We start from the raw sequence: 14,609 nt of genomic DNA on the forward strand, positions 1-14,609 counted from the left end.
AGCCGATCAGCATTGGGTGGCCTGCAACATGGCCACCCATTCTGCGGCGAATCGATGGCAATCGCCGGGCCAGCGCGCTGTCAGCAGTTGGCCGTCGCGCACCACAAATCCCGTTTGAAGGTTATTCGCGCCATCGCGTTTGGCGATCAGCGGGCCGCGTATGAAGTCGGATTTGCTGGCCAGAACGGTCTTCACTTCCGCTTCGACGGTCTGCTTGTAGGTGCGGTAGTAGCGCCCCAGCCACGCAGCGGTCATCAGCCACGCCGGCATCTCCATGGTTGCCGAGAGCAACGCCGTCACCTTGCGCCCGAACAACACCGAACGCCCGGTGTCGGGATCGAGCGTGCGCGCCAGCAACAACACGCCATGACACACCGCCGCCACGGGTTTCTCTGCTTTGAAAAATTGCAGGGCGATCTGCTGAGCCTGTGTGGACTCCAGCAGCGTGCACATCCCTTTGGCATGTCCGCCGGGAATCAACAGACCTTCAAATTGGTTCGTGTCGACATCGGTATACGCCAGCGGCTGCCTGAACGCATCGGACTCGATCATCTGCTTGTAACTGTCCAGATCGGCCTTGCGTGTCATCAGCATCGAACTCAACAGGCCGAAGCCGATATCCACCAGCCGTGGATCGGCGTGGGCGGGCAAGCCTTGTGGCGTGGCAAAACGTACTTCAATGCCCGCGTTGCGCAGTGCCTGCCAGGGCACGCTGCTTTCGGTGGGGTCGTAATCGGCAGAGGGCAGCAGAATCAAGATCATCGAGGGCAGACTTCCTGGTCAAAAGTGATCGCATAGCCAGAGCGTAGTGGGTCTGCGCGAGCGGGGGTAATTTCCTTCAATACCGTCCGGTGTGCGCTGGCTACTGTGAGCGCCTTGTTCCTCGATTTGAAGCAGGTGTGCGATGAGTCTGATTGTGTCGATGGCGGCGTTTGCCCTGGCCGCGTCCATAACCCCGGGGCCGGTGAATATCGTGGCGTTGAGTTCGGGAGCGCAGTTCGGCTTTCGTGCCAGCCAGCGGCATGTAGCCGGGGCGACGCTGGGGTTCGTGTTGTTGCTGGTGTTGATGGGACTGGGGCTGCATGAAGTACTGAAACTGTGGCCGTCGCTGACCCGCGTGGTGCAACTGGCCGGGGTGGCGTTTCTGCTGTTCATGGCGTGGAAACTGGCTACCGATGACGGCCGGTTGAGTTCGGGAGAATCGGGCAGGGCACCGTCGATGCTCTACGGCGCGGTGATGCAATGGCTCAACCCCAAGGCCTGGTTGGCCTGCGTGGCGGGGATGGGCGCGTTTGTCGCCGATGGCGAGGCGCGGCTGGTGTGGCAGTTTGCGGCGGTGTATCTGGTGATTTGTTATCTGTCGGTGGGGTGCTGGGCGTATGCCGGGACGTTTTTGCGTGGCTATCTGGGGAATCCGGCAGGGATGCGCTTGTTCAACCGGGTGATGGCGTTGCTGTTGGCGGTGAGTGCGGGGTATTTGCTGTTGCCCTGATCCGTACTCCGGCAAACGGAGTACGGACCTGAGTTCAATTCATGCGAAATCCCTTAGAAAATGCCGTTGAGCTCCCTGAACACATGGGGTGGCATGGCCGTGAAGCGGTTTTCGCGCAGTTGGCTGATCGAATACAAAGCGCTGGCCGTACGGCCGTTGCCGTCACCGAACCCCTGGAATCCGACCACAGCCCCCAGCACTTGTTTATCAAAGTGCGGATGGCTTGGGTCAAGGTTTTTCAGGTGCTGCTCGAGCAAGGCGAATCCGGTCGGGCTGCTGCCGTACTTGGTCGGTGCGCCGGCGTCGCGCACCCGCCCTACAGCTTCCGGCACAAGTTTGCGATGAATCTCCCTGATCACGTTCGGATCGGTCAGGGAGGCCTTGTTCGCGGTGTATTCGCGCAATACACCAAGGATGTTTTCGAAGTCGTTGCCGTTGGAGGTCGAGCCTTTCAACATCCAGGCGGTCGCGCGTTGTGAAGGATCGGTGAACCCCTGCGGGTTGAACAGCGAATCGGGCATGACGTCGTTGTAGGGTGGTTTGCCCAGATCCAGTTTCAGAATGTCTTGCTGATAGCCCGTCATGAATCGGGCTTTTTTGCTCTCGAGTTCGTACAGGACTGCCAGCGTTTCGGTGTAACCCTGTGCCGTGCTGCGCGCATCGTTGAGCTGAACGGGGTGGCCCTTGATGAACGCTTCCGTCAGTTCTTCCAAAGCCTTGCGACCGATCAGCGACTCCAGATCAACTGCCTGTTTCGACTGGTACGCTGTTTCCTTCACGGCGTTGTTCGCAAGATGGCGCAATTCCGTTTCGGTAGCCCCTTTGGGCAACTTGAAGTGCTTGTCGCTCAAGCGCGTGACGATGTGTTGAGCGGTTTCGATGGCATCGCTTTTCAGCAGCGCCCGAGCATGTGAAATCGTGTCCAGCGACATCCGCGCGTGGGTTGCCGAGCCGGTGTGATCAATCACTTTGAGCAGGTCGTAACTGTTTGCGCCGGTCAGGAACCTGAGTTGCTGCTTGGCCTGATGTGCCAGCGAGAGGGCATGTCCACTCAGTTTCGCGACGCCTCGGCCGAGTAATTTGCCTCCGGCCTTGAGCAGTTGCGGCAAGCCCGATAAAGGGTTGAACAGGCTGAGGGCTGCGCTTGCCAGAATCCGCGAGGCCGACAGCAGTTTACCGGCGATGCTCGCGGCTTTGCTGGCGGCGGCAGCGATTGCCACAGGTGCGGCGAAAATGGTCATCGCCAGTACGGCGGCATCGACAATGCAGTCGAAGATTGCGCCACCGTGTTTCTTCGGATCCCCGGAAGTCAGCCCTTCCACGCAGCTCTTGAAGGGAATGATCAGGTTGAGAATCATGTTGAAGATGGCATCGGTCTTTTCAATCGCCTTCTCCCGTACGGTTTGCTGCAGGCCCAGTTGGTGGATTTCCTGCTCGGTGATGTACGGATTTTTCTCGGCGATCATCCGGCTCAGGATTTCCATGCGAGGAGAGCGATAAAGAGGTGTGCCATCGCTGCGCTCGCGGGGCGCTTCCAGCACACCGATCTTGCGCACCTGAATTCTGGATTTGATGCTGGTTCTGGGGGCGACGTTTTGCAGGTAGGCCTGCAGATCAACGGGGGCTTTTTCAAGCTCTTCCTGATCGGTGAACCGAGTGTCGAACTTGAAGAAACTTCCGGAAACCAGTGGCTCGAAGAATGCTTCAAGCTCCGGGTTGTACCGACACTCCATCCGGAGAGGAAACAGCTCGAAGCATTTGATGGCGTAACCGAGTTGTACGCAGAGAATGACCCCGTAACGCCCGGTTTCTCCCGGAATATATCTGGCAGGGCTGACGCCGCCGCGACCGTTGGTTCTCGCCGGCTTGTAGTTCATCTTCTGAACGCAATAGACACCGATCGCCCCGTATTCAATGGACGCCGCATCCTCCGGGAGCACCTGTGAAATGGCGATCTGGATGTTGCGCGCCAGCCCACCGAGAACGGCGTCGAAGTGACTGGAGGTCGCGGTTTCGTAGAGGTCGGCAACGGGAAACAGAAAAGGCAGTTCAGGAAAGGATTTATAGATGCTGGTGCCTTTGAGGCGATCCCAGTCCTTGGTGTGAAGCTCGTCACCCATGTACAGGTCCAGCACCGACACTTTACGGCCCGCGCCACCGCCACCGCCGCGATGTTTGACCAGCAGTTCATCGGGGTCACAATCCCGTTCCTGGGACTTCAATTCTTGCAATGCGAGCTGTATGCGATCGGGCAACGGCCTGGAAAACCGTTCGGCGGCTTCCAGCATCATGGCGATGTATTGATCGTATTCGAGCGTGGCGCGCTCGATCTCTTTTGCGTCGAGATTGCCTTGCGCATCTCGCGTGATGAGGCCGTTCATCCAGGCCCAGGTCACCACCGGATCCACCGAGCCTTCGGCTTGCAAAGCTGCCAGTGGCGCGAGGGATTTCGTCGACTGGCTGAATCCCATCAGATGTTGATAGGTCATTTTGCGGCTGGTGCCGGGAACCAGTGCTTCGACCAGATGCACAGCCTGCGTAGCGATCACCCAGGCCGGTGTCCCTATTTGCAGGCTGGACGGCCAGTCGGTGAAGAGATACTCCGGCGCCATGCCTGCCAGAATCATCTGCGTCACCAGTGGGGCAAGCGAGGGTTCGACGTGAAGGTTCTTGATCAGATGCGCTTCCAGGTCTGTTCGAACCTGGGCCGGACGCTGTTTGAAGTAACCTTTGGAATACAGGTCGAAACCGGCGAAGTGGGTGTTGGCAATATCGAGCGCCGGGTCCAGGTCAAGCAGTATCACGGCAACCGCCAGTTGCTCCATGATTTCAGTCGATTGTTGTTTTGCGGCTGCTTCAGTGAGCCAACCAAGTTTGGAAAGATAGTACTGTCCGTGCCGGGATGCCGCACTTTCGATCAATTGCTGCAGGCGATAGTCCGTGCTGGTTATAGCGCCATCGCCCGGCGTGCCTTCAATCTGCACTCGTCTGCCGAGGCCATTGACGATGGCCTCAAAATCCAGCGTGCAACTTTGTATCAGATCAAGAATGATTGCCCGGTTGTTTCCCTCAAGTTTGAACGGCGACTCGTCGGGGGCGTCCAGAAGTTGCCAATAGTTTCCGTACTTCGGTGGCTCGGGCAATGTCGAGAAATTCAACAGGTCGAGCAGGTTGCGGGTGTCTTGTTCGTTGTCCGGCACTTGCAGCCCGTTGAAACGCAGCCACTGGCCGACCATAACTTCGTCTCCCGTAATGATCCAGCCGCCACTGGAGGCGGCGACCTTGGCCAATAGCGGCAGGTTATCGTCGAAATCCGCCAGACCCGCGACATCGGCGGTGATCTCCTGCGGAGATACAAACGGGGTAGCGGGCCGGTCGTTGCTGGAGACCATGTTTCGATGGCTGAAGTAGAGCCGGCCATTCTCATTCAGCAGAAAAATCGCGTTTTCCGGGATCTTGCGGCGAGCGCGGACAAAGTGAAAGTCGTCGTGGCGCAGCAGTATGGAAAGCGAAACTTTGCCGCTGCGGTGGATTTGGTCGAACGCGCTGTCCTCCACGCACGGAACAAGGATTTCGTTACATTTCCAGCCAAGACGTTCAATGGCGTATTTATCACCGATAAAGTTTGCAATGGTCTGGCTTACTGTCTTCTTCTGAAGTGTGTTTTTGGAGTCGTAAGCATAGTTGTCTATTGGCTTCATGATTCAGAATCCATTCTCTGATAGCGAAATAAATGAAATGTGGTGGTTGTTTATTGATTGTCGTGTTTGTGCGGCAGACAGGTTTTTAGAGTAAGGCGCCAAGGCGAAAAGTTGGCGTGGATTAATGTTCGAAGTGTTTCTTTGTGGTGGCGTGAATGAGAGGGGTGGCTGTTTTTAAAGGCCTGAAGCACTGTTGGCGATAAATATGTATATCTTTCCGGGTATGTAGAATTAAACCGAAACGGCCCATTGCAGGCCGTTTTTGCTTTTACCCCCGATACTGCCCCGGCGTAGCCGCCAGATGCTGTTTGAACGCCCGCTGAAAATGCGCCTGATCGGCAAAGCCGGCTTCCAGTGCCACATCCGCAATCAACTGCCCGCGCCGCAAACACTCGCGGGCGAACTGAATTCTCTGGTTGACCACAAACGCATGGGGCGTCATGCCGTAATGCTGTTTGAAGGCGCGGATCAGGTACGACGGCGACAGTTCAGCGGCGGCGCAGATGTCGTCGAGGCTGAGCAGGTCGGTGCAATGCTGGCGAATGAAGTCGGCGGCGCGTTCGAGTTTGAGATTCGGTTCGCGCAGCGGCTGCTCGATAGGGTTCAGGCGCAGTTGCAGGTCGCTGAAAAACTCCACTGCGGCGCTCTGTTTGCAAAGGACATCTTGCTGTTCGTCGACCAATACCGCGTACAACGCATTCAAGTCGCGAAACAGGCGGGCGTCATTCAAATGGGTATCGGAAAACCGCCGAAACTCCAGTTCCGCATTGAACCCCAGCTGATGCTGCAGATCGGTCAGCCACGGCGTTTCCACATACAACATCAAATACGACCACGGCTGATCATCGATCGGGTTGCACGCGTGCACGTCCCCCGGATTCATCAGCACCACGGTGCCGGCCGTCACTTCGAAAGATGATTGCTCATGCAAGTAAGTGCTGCGCCCGGCGGTGATCGCGCCGATGGAGAAGTGCGCGTGGGAGTGCCGTGAATAGCAGACCTCACGGCCGTCGGCGATGACCCGCGCTTCGATGAAGGGCAGGGCGTCGTCGCGCCAGAAGCGCGGGGCTTGCTCGGGGTTCTTGGCGGCAGCGTGTTTCATCGTTGTGGTTCTCGGCAGGCCAGTGCCCGAGTGTATTAGCTCTGGCCGGCGAAGGCTCGCTCGAGTTCGGCGATGTCGAGTTTTTTCATCCCGAACATGGCCTGCATCGCCCGTTGTGCCTTGGTCTGGTCGGGGTCGGTCATCATGTGCATGAAGGCCACCGGGACGATCTGCCACGACACGCCGAACTTGTCCTTGAGCCAGCCGCATTGCTGCGCCTCCGCCGGGCCGCCGGCGCTGAGGTTGCCCCAGAAATGGTCGACTTCTTCCTGGTTCTGGCAATTGACCTGAAACGAAATTGCCTCATTGAACTTGAACATCGGCCCGCCATTGAGGCCGGTGAAGGTATGGCCGTCGAGTTCGAAACTGACGGTCATCACCGAGCCTTCCGGGCGGCCGTGGAATTCCTGGCCGACCTTGCTGTAGTGGGTGAGGGCGGTGATTTTCGAGTGGTCGAAGATCGAGCAGTAAAACTTCGCCGCAGCTTCCGCCTGATCGTCGAACCACAGGCACGGAGTCAGCTTTTGAAAGCGTTGCATGGCAGTCATCCTCGGCAGGTTAGACACGCTGGATAACAGAGTAGTCAGTCTGTGATCAGCTGGCAGCGCCATGGGTCGAGTGGTTGGCTGTTGTTAAAGTGGGGTGTAGTCGTATTGACTTTCGTGGGTGTCAAAAAGACTCTTACGTGCTTGTGTCAAATTGACTCGTATTTTCGTAACTGATTGATTTTGCTGGGCTGGAAATCTGGCACGCAAGTTGAATTGCTTTACGTACAAACTGATCCGCTCAGGAGTACGAAACATGTTCACTTTCTTCGAGAATCCGCTGAACGTTCTGCACCTGTCGAGCAAGATCCTCGTCGCCGGTCTGGTGATGCTGCTGGCAGGCATCTACGGCGCCTACCTCTATCAGGGCCACATGCCGATTGCGCTGCTGGTGGCGATGCATGCCATGACCATCATCGGCCCGACACTGCTGAAAATCGGCTACGTGATGCGCCTCCTGTCTCAATATCGGCTGGGCCAGCATCACGCCGCCGTGGTGGCTTGACCATGCGCAGACTCGTCGATGCGCCGCTGTTCAGCCTGGGCTTCCGGCCGCTGTTTCTGGCCGGGGCCGGATTCGCCGCGCTGGCGATCCTGATCTGGGGCTTGTGGCTTTACGGCCATTGGTTCGACCTGCAACCGGCGGGCGGCATGCTCGCCTGGCATCGGCATGAAATGCCCTTCGGTTTCGCGGCGGCAATCGTTGCCGGATTCCTGCTGACGGCGGTGCCCAACTGGACCGGCATTCCCGGCGTGCGCGGCGGGGCGCTGATCGCGCTGGTCTCGGTCTGGTTGCTCGGGCGTGTGGCCTGGTGGCTGCCGTTGCCGACCGGACTGGTTCTGGCGCTGCAATGGGGGTTTCTACCGCTGCTGGCAGTGATGCTGGGACGGGATCTGGTCGCCGCGCGTAAACGCGACAACTATCCGATTGTGTTGGTGCTTGGGTTGATGGCGGGTTGTCAGGTACTGACTTTGATCGGCCTTTACAACGACGACGCCGGCCTGCAACGCCAGGGTGTGCTGGGCGCGTTGTGGCTGGTGGCGGCGCTGATGACCGTGATCGGCGGGCGAGTGATTCCGTTCTTTATCCAGCGCGGCTTGAACCGTCCACCGGCGCCTGCTGCCAATCCACTGCCAACCCGTTTGCTGTTGATCGGCAGCCTGCTGACCGCTGTCACTTTTACGGCAGGCCTCAATGATTCGCCCCGACTATGGCTGGCAGGCCTGTTCGTGCTGACCGGCAGTTTGCAGTTGATGCGGCTGATCCGCTGGCATGATCGCGGGATGTGGCGCGTGCCGCTGCTGTGGTCGCTGTACCTGGCTTACGGCTGGATGGCGTTGGCAATCTGGGCCATGGCGCTGTGGCATCTGGGCTTGATCGGCCAGCAAAGCCTGGCGACCCATGCACTGGCGGTCGGCGGGGTGGGCGGGTTGATTCTGGCGATGATTGCGCGGGTCAGCCTTGGCCATACCGGTCGGTTGTTGAAGCCCTCGAAAGGCATGGTGCTGGGGTTTGCGCTGGTGCTGATTGCGGCGGGTTGCCGGGTGTTGCTGGTGCCGTTTTCCAGTCTGGGGCTGGGGCTGTCGGTGGTGCTCTGGTGCGCGGGGTTCGCGCTGTTTTTGCGGCACTACACCGGGATTCTGCTCCAGCCGAGGCTCTAAGCGTTTTAAGCGCGACGCTCGGCAATCATCAACAACGACTGCGGCACCGGGCTTTGCGGATGCTGCGGTTCGCGCAGGCCGGTCAACTGCAGGCCGGCCATGTCCAGCGCATTCAGCCAACTGGACAAGGTGCGGAAATACCATGGCATCGGCTGCCATTTGCCCTGGAACCCGTCGAAGGTTTCTTCCCGCCAGCCATCTTGATAATCACCCGCTGCCACCGACCACGGATGCAGCGTCTGGATCACCAGCGCACCGCCCGGCACGAGCAGGGCATTCATCGCCGCGAGCAGCGGAATGATGTCCTGATGCAGCAGGGAAAAGTTGGCGCAGATCAGATCGTAGTCGCGGCCGATGTCGACCTTTGCCTCAACCAGTTCTTCGTAGCTGGCGACATGCACGGGCGATGAACCGGCCACCCGCGCGGCCTCGACCAGCGTCGCATCGCCGTCCACGCCGACTGCGTCAAATCCTCGCTCGGCCAGCGCCCGCAACAGCCAGCCCTCACCGCATCCCAGATCGAGCACGCGCTCCGGCTGACGCCCCATCACCGCCAGCAGAATGGCCTGATCGGTGACCTGCCGGCGACTCTCGATGGCGCCGCTGCGCACGGCTTCGGTCCAGGCCAGGGCGTTGTGGTGCCAGCTCTGGAGGAGGGTGGATTCAGGCGAGGACATTGCGAACTCCGACGTTACGGGATGCAGGCAAGGATAGGTCAGGTGTAGTCGGCCAGTTGAATCCGGTTGCGTCCGCCGCGCTTGGATTCGTAGAGCGCGCTGTCACCTTGCTCGATCAACGCCGCAAGGCTGGCCGGCGGCTGATCGAACACCTTGGCGCCGATACTCAGGGTAACCGCCTGCGGGGTGGTATAGGTCTGGGAAGTCATCTGCTGAAACTGCTCACGCAGCGCGCTGCCCAGCACCATGATCTGTGCGTGGGACGCATCGCCCAACAACATGACGAATTCGTCACCGCCCAGCCGTGCCGCCAGCGCGCCTTTGGGCAGCACCGCGCGGATCATTTCGCTGAGGGCGATGAGCAAGCGGTCGCCGGCGGTATGGCCGTACAGGTCGTTGATCAGTTTGAAATTGTCGATGTCGATCAATAGCAGCGCGCCGGGGCGGGCGCTGGAGACTTCATCGAGCAGGCGCGGCGCGCGGACTTCGAGGGCGCGGCGGTTGTACAGCGCGGTCAGCGGATCCCGGGCGGCCAGTTCGGCAATCTGCTTTTCTCGCCGGTAGCGCTCGGTGCCGGTCATCGACAGCGCGATCAGCATGATCGCCATCGCGCCCTCGACCAGGGAAATCTGAATGATTTCGCCGCGCAGCGACGCCAGATCGATCAGCGTGCCGGGAATCACCGCGATAATGGCCTTGGCGAAATAGAACGCGCCGTGGATCAGCAGCACATAACGCAATTGCACCGCGCCGACGCTCAACGATTTGCCGTGCGGGCGCAGCAACAGGCTGGCCCGCAGCATCAACGCGGCCACCAGCAGCGAGTTGGCCATCAGCATGATCTTCGACCACGACGGGTCTTCCGGTAGCAGCAACAACGCCAGCCAGAGCAGGAACATCAAGTACCAGGCTCGCGACAAGCGCTGCTGGGTAAACCGCGCGACCCCCAGCAGAAACAGCCAGTGCGCAACTACCAGCAAGCCGTTGGCGAACCAGATGCCGATCAGCGGATAACCATTGGCGCGCAACAGGGCCAGGCTGGAGCCGACGGTGATGGTGGCGAAACCGGCGCTCCAGAACAGCAGGGAAGGTTCGCGGATGCTGCGCCATTCGACCGCCAGATACAGGGCGGCCGCCGCGGCCAGGGCGGTGGAAATGGTGAGCATCGTGAGAGGATCGAGCGCCATGAAAGAACGGTTCTGCCTGAATAGTATTAATGGGCCACGATTGTAAGCGTTCCCCCAGTGGGCTGCTATTTTCACTCACCGGATATTCCATTTTCAGACGAGGTGTGCCATGGACCGATTGACCGGCGGTTGTCTGTGCGGCGAAGTGCGGATCGAGGCGTCAGGGCGACCCTACAGGGTGGGCGTTTGCCATTGTCTGGATTGCCGCAAACACCATGGCGCGCTGTTTGCCGCGTCGGCGATCTTTCCCGAGGCGGCGGTGACGATTACTGGCGAAACCCATGACTATGCCGGGCGACATTTCTGTCCGCGCTGTGGCTCGTCGGTGTTCGGCCGCAGTGGCGATGAAGTCGAGGTGAATCTGGGCGCGCTGGATGCACCGGATCAATTCCAGCCCACCTATGAGCTGTGGACGGTGCGTCGCGAGTCGTGGCTGCCGGCCTTTCCATTGGCCCGACACTATGTGCGTGATCGCGAGAGGGCGGGGCGAACCGAAGAGTAGACGGGGTCAGGCAGGGCGCCTGACCCCGGCCACTATCAGCCTCGAATGAACGCCAGCAGATCTGCGTTGATCGTCGGCGCCTCGGTGGTCGGCATCCCGTGGGGGAAGCCCGGATAGATCTTCAGCGTGCTGTTTTTCAGCAGTTTCGCCGACAGCACACCGGCGTTTTCATACGGCACGATCTGGTCGTCGTCGCCGTGCATCACCAGCACCGGGATCGAGATGCTTTTCAGGTCGGCGGTGAAATCGGTCTGCGAGAACGCGACTATCCCGTCGTAGTGGGCCTTGGCGCCGCCCATCATGCCCTGACGCCACCAGTTCAGAACCACCGCTTCCGAAGGTTTGGCCCCGGGGCGGTTGTAGCCGTAGAACGGGCCGGCCGGCACATCGTGATAGAACTGCGAACGATTGGCCGCCAGTTGCGCCTGAAGATCGTCGAACACTGACTTGGGCAAGCCGCCGGGGCTGCTCTCGGTTTTCACCATCAGTGGCGGCACGGCGCTGATGATCGCGGCTTTAGAGACTCGATCCTCGCCATGGCGGGCGATGTAATGAATCACCTCGCCGCCACCGGTGGAGTGGCCGACATGCACGGCTTTCTGCGTCCCCAGATGGTTGACCACCGCCGCCACGTCGTCGGCATAGTGATCCATGTCGTGACCGTCCCAGACCTGGCTCGAACGCCCGTGACCCCGTCGATCATGGGCCACGACCCGGAAGCCCTGAGCAAGGAAGAACAGCATCTGCGCATCCCAGTCGTCCGCGCTGAGCGGCCAGCCGTGGTGGAAGTGGATCACCGGGGCGTCTTTCGGGCCCCAGTCCTTGTAGAAGATCTCGACGCCGTCTTTCGTTGTGACATATCCCATGTTCGCGACTCCTGGAAAGTGTGAAGGGGCAGGTCTTGCGATGACAACCGGATCAACTGTAGGAGCAAAGTCGGCACTTTGATCGAAGAATTCCCGAACGGTGCTGCATGACCGGTGGTCGCAGCGGCTGGTCGTCGGGTCAAAATGCGCTTAGCTGAAAGGGATAAGCCGAGGCGCGCGCGGCCATCGAGAGCCGTAGCAGCGCCCTTCAGAACACCGTGAGTCTGAGGAAGTCCCCGATGCTGACCTTGAACATCAATGGCAAGGATCAGGAGCTCGATGTCCCTGCGGACATGCCGTTGCTCTGGGTCCTGCGCGATGTCGCGCACCTGACCGGTACCAAATTCGGATGCGGCATGGCCCAGTGCGGTGCCTGCACCGTGCACGTCGATGGCGCACCGCTGCGCTCGTGTATCACGCCGGCCACGGCCGTCGCTCACGGCCAGAAAATCCTCACCATCGAAGGCCTGTCGAGCGACGGTTCGCACCCGGTGCAGCAGGCCTGGGCCGAACTGGACGTGGTGCAGTGCGGTTATTGCCAGTCCGGGCAGATCATGTCCGCCGCCGCGTTGCTGGCGAAAATCCCCAAACCCACCGACAGCGATATCGATCAGGCGCTCTCCGGCAATATCTGCCGCTGCGGCACGTATCCAAGAATCCGCGCGGCGGTCAAACGTGCCGCCGACATCGGCTGAGCGAGGGGAGGTGAGTGATGAACAGTCCTGTATCCCGTCGCGGATTTCTCAAGGGCAGCGCCGTGCTTGGCGGTGGTCTGGTGGTGGCGTTCGTGGTGCCCGGCGGCAACCGCTTTGCCATGGCAGCCGAGAACGAAGGCAAGGTGTTTGCGCCGAACGCGTTCCTGCGCATCGCGGCAGATAACAGCGTCACCGTGCTGCTCGGCCATTCGGAAATGGGCCAGGGCATCTGGACCGGCCTGACCATGTTGATCGCCGAAGAACTCGACGCCGACTGGTCGAAGATTCGCGTCGAGCACTCGCCAGCTTCGGCAGCCGATTACGGCATGCCCGGTTTTGGCGGGATGCAGATTACTGGCGGCTCCACTTCAACCTGGATGGAGTTCGACCGTTACCGCCTCGCCGGCGCCACGGCGCGGCAGATGCTGATCGAAGCGGCGGCCAAGCGTTTCAACGTAGCGCCGTCGACGATCCGCACCGAATCCGGCGTGGTGATTGCCGGCGACAACCGCGCCACCTACGGCGAACTGGCGGACGCCGCCGGGCAACTGCCGGTGCCGGATCCGAAGTCGATTACCTTTAAAGAAGCCAAGGACTGGAAAGTCATCGGCAAACCCACCAAACGCCTCGACACCCCGGAAAAAATCACCGGCCGCGCCAAGTTCGGCATGGACGTGCAGTTCGAGGGATTGATGACCGCGATGGTTGCCCGAGCGCCGGCGTTCGGCGCCACGGTGAAATCCTTCGAAGGCGCTGAGGCGCTGGCGATCCCCGGCGTGCACAAAGTGGTGCAAGTGCCGACCGGTGTGGCGGTCGTCGCCGAGCATTACTGGGCGGCGAAGCTCGGTCGCGATGCGCTGAAGGTCGATTGGGACCTGGGGCCGAACGCTGATCTGAGCAGTGAAAAGCTGTTGGCGAGTTTCCGCAAACTGGCGGCCACGCCGGGCACTTCGGCGGCGCAGGCTGGGGATGCCAAGGGCAATTTCGGCAAGGCAGCGAAGAAAATCGACGTCGAATACAGCGTGCCGTACCTGGCTCATGCGCCGATGGAACCGCTGAACTGCACGGTGAAGATCAGCGCCAACAAGTGCGAGATCTGGACCGGCACCCAGTTCCAGACGCTGGATCAGATGGTCGCCGGCAAGATCACCGGGCTCAAGCCGGAGCAGGTAGAGATCCACACCGAATTCCTCGGTGGCGGTTTTGGTCGCCGAGCCAACCCGACCTCGGACTTTGTCGCCGAAGCGGTGCAAGTGGCCAAGGCTGCCGCGATGCCGGTGAAAACCGTGTGGTCGCGCGAAGACGATATTCGCGGCGGTTACTACCGCTCGATGTTCCTGCATCAGGCGAAGATCGGCCTCGGCGCCGACGGCATGCCGCTGGCCTGGCAGCATGTGCTGGTCGGGCAGTCGATCATGGCCGGCACCATGCTCGAGAAAACCATGGTCAAGAACGGCGTCGACCAGACGTCGGTCGAAGGCGTTTCAGACAGCCCGTACATCAAAGGACTGGCCCATCATCAGGTCGATCTGCACTCGCCGACCACCGGGATCAACGTGCTCTGGCTGCGCTCGGTGGGCCATAGCCACACCGCGTTTGTCATGGAGTCGCTGATCGATGAAATGGCCACCGCGGCGGGCAAGGATCCGGTGGAGTACCGACGAACGCTGCTCAAGGATCATGCCCGGCATCTCGGCGTATTGAATCTGGCGGTGGAGAAGGCCAACTGGAAAGCGCCGCTGCCGGACGGCCATGCGCTGGGCGTGGCGGTGCACGAATCGTTCGGCAGTTACGTGGCGCAGGTGGCCGAGGTGTCCCAGGACAATCTGGCGATCCGCGTGCATCGGGTGGTCTGCGCGGTGGACTGCGGGATTGCGGTCAACCCGCAGAGCATCGCGGCGCAGATGGAGTCGTGCATCACCTTCGGCCTGGGCATGGCGCTGCACAGCAAACTGACGCTCAAGGACGGCCATGTCGTGCAGTCCAACTATCACGACTATCAAGTGTTGCGGCTCAATGAAATGCCGGTGGTCGAGGTGCACATCGTGCCAAGCACCGACAAACCCGGCGGCATCGGCGAGGCCGGTGTGCCGCCCACGGCGCCGGCGGTGGCCAACGCGGTGTTCGCCCTGACCGGGCAGCGCCTGCGGGAACTGCCGCTGCTATTGTCGGGGGTGTGA

The 14,609-nt window shown here is 60.3% G+C and carries 13 protein-coding genes; 6 read left to right on the top strand and 7 right to left on the bottom strand.

From position 1 onward, the window contains the following. Positions 1-6: 6 nt before the first annotated feature. Positions 7-762, bottom strand: a complete 756-nt coding sequence (locus K5E37_RS02745; RefSeq protein WP_221533071.1) for a type 1 glutamine amidotransferase domain-containing protein — start codon at positions 760-762, stop codon at positions 7-9. 142 nt (positions 763-904) lie between these two features. Here K5E37_RS02745 and K5E37_RS02750 point away from each other — a divergent pair, with 142 nt between their 5' ends. Further along, positions 905-1,492, top strand: a complete 588-nt coding sequence (locus K5E37_RS02750; protein WP_221533072.1) for a LysE family translocator — start codon at positions 905-907, stop codon at positions 1,490-1,492. Between the two features lie 53 nt (positions 1,493-1,545). On the opposite strand, the gene K5E37_RS02755 is transcribed toward K5E37_RS02750, so the two are convergent. From K5E37_RS02755 to K5E37_RS02765, 3 genes are all read right to left on the bottom strand, one after another. Further along, the gene (locus tag K5E37_RS02755) at positions 1,546-5,193 is read right to left on the bottom strand and encodes a hypothetical protein (RefSeq protein WP_221533073.1); all 3,648 of its coding nucleotides are present in this window, start codon (positions 5,191-5,193) and stop codon (positions 1,546-1,548) included. A gap of 268 nt (positions 5,194-5,461) precedes the next feature. Continuing rightward, positions 5,462-6,295 carry an AraC family transcriptional regulator gene (locus K5E37_RS02760; RefSeq protein ID WP_221533074.1) on the bottom strand — a complete coding sequence of 278 codons (834 nt, stop codon included), beginning with the start codon at positions 6,293-6,295 and terminating at the stop codon, positions 5,462-5,464. 35 nt (positions 6,296-6,330) lie between these two features. Then, positions 6,331-6,834: a VOC family protein gene (locus K5E37_RS02765; RefSeq protein WP_221533075.1), complete on the bottom strand. Its 504-nt coding sequence runs from the start codon at positions 6,832-6,834 to the stop codon at positions 6,331-6,333. Between the two features lie 262 nt (positions 6,835-7,096). On the opposite strand from K5E37_RS02765, the gene K5E37_RS02770 reads away from it, so the two are divergent. After that, positions 7,097-7,345, top strand: coding sequence for a transmembrane sensor/regulator PpyR (locus K5E37_RS02770; RefSeq protein ID WP_221533076.1), 249 nt, complete (start codon positions 7,097-7,099; stop codon positions 7,343-7,345). 2 nt (positions 7,346-7,347) lie between these two features. Further along, the gene (locus tag K5E37_RS02775; protein WP_221533077.1) at positions 7,348-8,502 is read left to right on the top strand and encodes an NnrS family protein; all 1,155 of its coding nucleotides are present in this window, start codon (positions 7,348-7,350) and stop codon (positions 8,500-8,502) included. Positions 8,503-8,507: 5 nt separating this feature from the next. Here the strand turns inward: K5E37_RS02775 and K5E37_RS02780 are convergent, their stop codons facing one another. Next, complete coding sequence (locus K5E37_RS02780) at positions 8,508-9,179, bottom strand: bifunctional 2-polyprenyl-6-hydroxyphenol methylase/3-demethylubiquinol 3-O-methyltransferase UbiG (protein ID WP_221533078.1); 672 nt, start codon at positions 9,177-9,179, stop codon at positions 8,508-8,510. 38 nt (positions 9,180-9,217) lie between these two features. After that, complete coding sequence (locus K5E37_RS02785; RefSeq protein WP_221533079.1) at positions 9,218-10,366, bottom strand: GGDEF domain-containing protein; 1,149 nt, start codon at positions 10,364-10,366, stop codon at positions 9,218-9,220. 109 nt (positions 10,367-10,475) lie between these two features. On the opposite strand from K5E37_RS02785, the gene K5E37_RS02790 reads away from it, so the two are divergent. Further along, positions 10,476-10,868, top strand: a complete 393-nt coding sequence (locus K5E37_RS02790) for a GFA family protein (protein WP_221533080.1) — start codon at positions 10,476-10,478, stop codon at positions 10,866-10,868. 35 nt (positions 10,869-10,903) lie between these two features. Here K5E37_RS02790 and K5E37_RS02795 read toward each other — a convergent pair whose 3' ends face one another. Beyond that, the gene (locus tag K5E37_RS02795; RefSeq protein WP_179695498.1) at positions 10,904-11,734 is read right to left on the bottom strand and encodes an alpha/beta fold hydrolase; all 831 of its coding nucleotides are present in this window, start codon (positions 11,732-11,734) and stop codon (positions 10,904-10,906) included. 239 nt (positions 11,735-11,973) lie between these two features. Here K5E37_RS02795 and K5E37_RS02800 point away from each other — a divergent pair, with 239 nt between their 5' ends. Together K5E37_RS02800 and K5E37_RS02805 are read left to right on the top strand one after the other, a co-directional pair. Then, entirely contained in the window at positions 11,974-12,429 is a 456-nt protein-coding gene (locus tag K5E37_RS02800; RefSeq protein ID WP_007956954.1) for a (2Fe-2S)-binding protein, read from the top strand. Positions 12,430-12,446: 17 nt separating this feature from the next. Further along, positions 12,447-14,609, top strand: a complete 2,163-nt coding sequence (locus tag K5E37_RS02805) for a xanthine dehydrogenase family protein molybdopterin-binding subunit (protein WP_221533081.1) — start codon at positions 12,447-12,449, stop codon at positions 14,607-14,609.

It is taken from the genome of Pseudomonas sp. RIT778 (assembly GCF_019718735.1).
In the GTDB taxonomy this organism is placed as follows: Bacteria; Pseudomonadota; Gammaproteobacteria; order Pseudomonadales; family Pseudomonadaceae; genus Aquipseudomonas; species Aquipseudomonas aphyarum.

What these genes read in the sequence shown, in the direction of transcription:
- K5E37_RS02745 (WP_221533071.1), bottom strand. Translation starts at nt 762, where the DNA reads ATGATCTTGATTCTGCTGCCCTCTGCCGATTACGACCCCACCGAAAGC.
- K5E37_RS02750 (WP_221533072.1), top strand. Translation starts at nt 905, where the DNA reads ATGAGTCTGATTGTGTCGATGGCGGCGTTTGCCCTGGCCGCGTCCATA.
- K5E37_RS02755 (WP_221533073.1), bottom strand. Translation starts at nt 5,193, where the DNA reads ATGAAGCCAATAGACAACTATGCTTACGACTCCAAAAACACACTTCAG.
- K5E37_RS02760 (WP_221533074.1), bottom strand. Translation starts at nt 6,295, where the DNA reads ATGAAACACGCTGCCGCCAAGAACCCCGAGCAAGCCCCGCGCTTCTGG.
- K5E37_RS02765 (WP_221533075.1), bottom strand. Translation starts at nt 6,834, where the DNA reads ATGCAACGCTTTCAAAAGCTGACTCCGTGCCTGTGGTTCGACGATCAG.
- K5E37_RS02770 (WP_221533076.1), top strand. Translation starts at nt 7,097, where the DNA reads ATGTTCACTTTCTTCGAGAATCCGCTGAACGTTCTGCACCTGTCGAGC.
- K5E37_RS02775 (WP_221533077.1), top strand. Translation starts at nt 7,348, where the DNA reads ATGCGCAGACTCGTCGATGCGCCGCTGTTCAGCCTGGGCTTCCGGCCG.
- K5E37_RS02780 (WP_221533078.1), bottom strand. Translation starts at nt 9,179, where the DNA reads ATGTCCTCGCCTGAATCCACCCTCCTCCAGAGCTGGCACCACAACGCC.
- K5E37_RS02785 (WP_221533079.1), bottom strand. Translation starts at nt 10,366, where the DNA reads ATGGCGCTCGATCCTCTCACGATGCTCACCATTTCCACCGCCCTGGCC.
- K5E37_RS02790 (WP_221533080.1), top strand. Translation starts at nt 10,476, where the DNA reads ATGGACCGATTGACCGGCGGTTGTCTGTGCGGCGAAGTGCGGATCGAG.
- K5E37_RS02795 (WP_179695498.1), bottom strand. Translation starts at nt 11,734, where the DNA reads ATGGGATATGTCACAACGAAAGACGGCGTCGAGATCTTCTACAAGGAC.
- K5E37_RS02800 (WP_007956954.1), top strand. Translation starts at nt 11,974, where the DNA reads ATGCTGACCTTGAACATCAATGGCAAGGATCAGGAGCTCGATGTCCCT.
- K5E37_RS02805 (WP_221533081.1), top strand. Translation starts at nt 12,447, where the DNA reads ATGAACAGTCCTGTATCCCGTCGCGGATTTCTCAAGGGCAGCGCCGTG.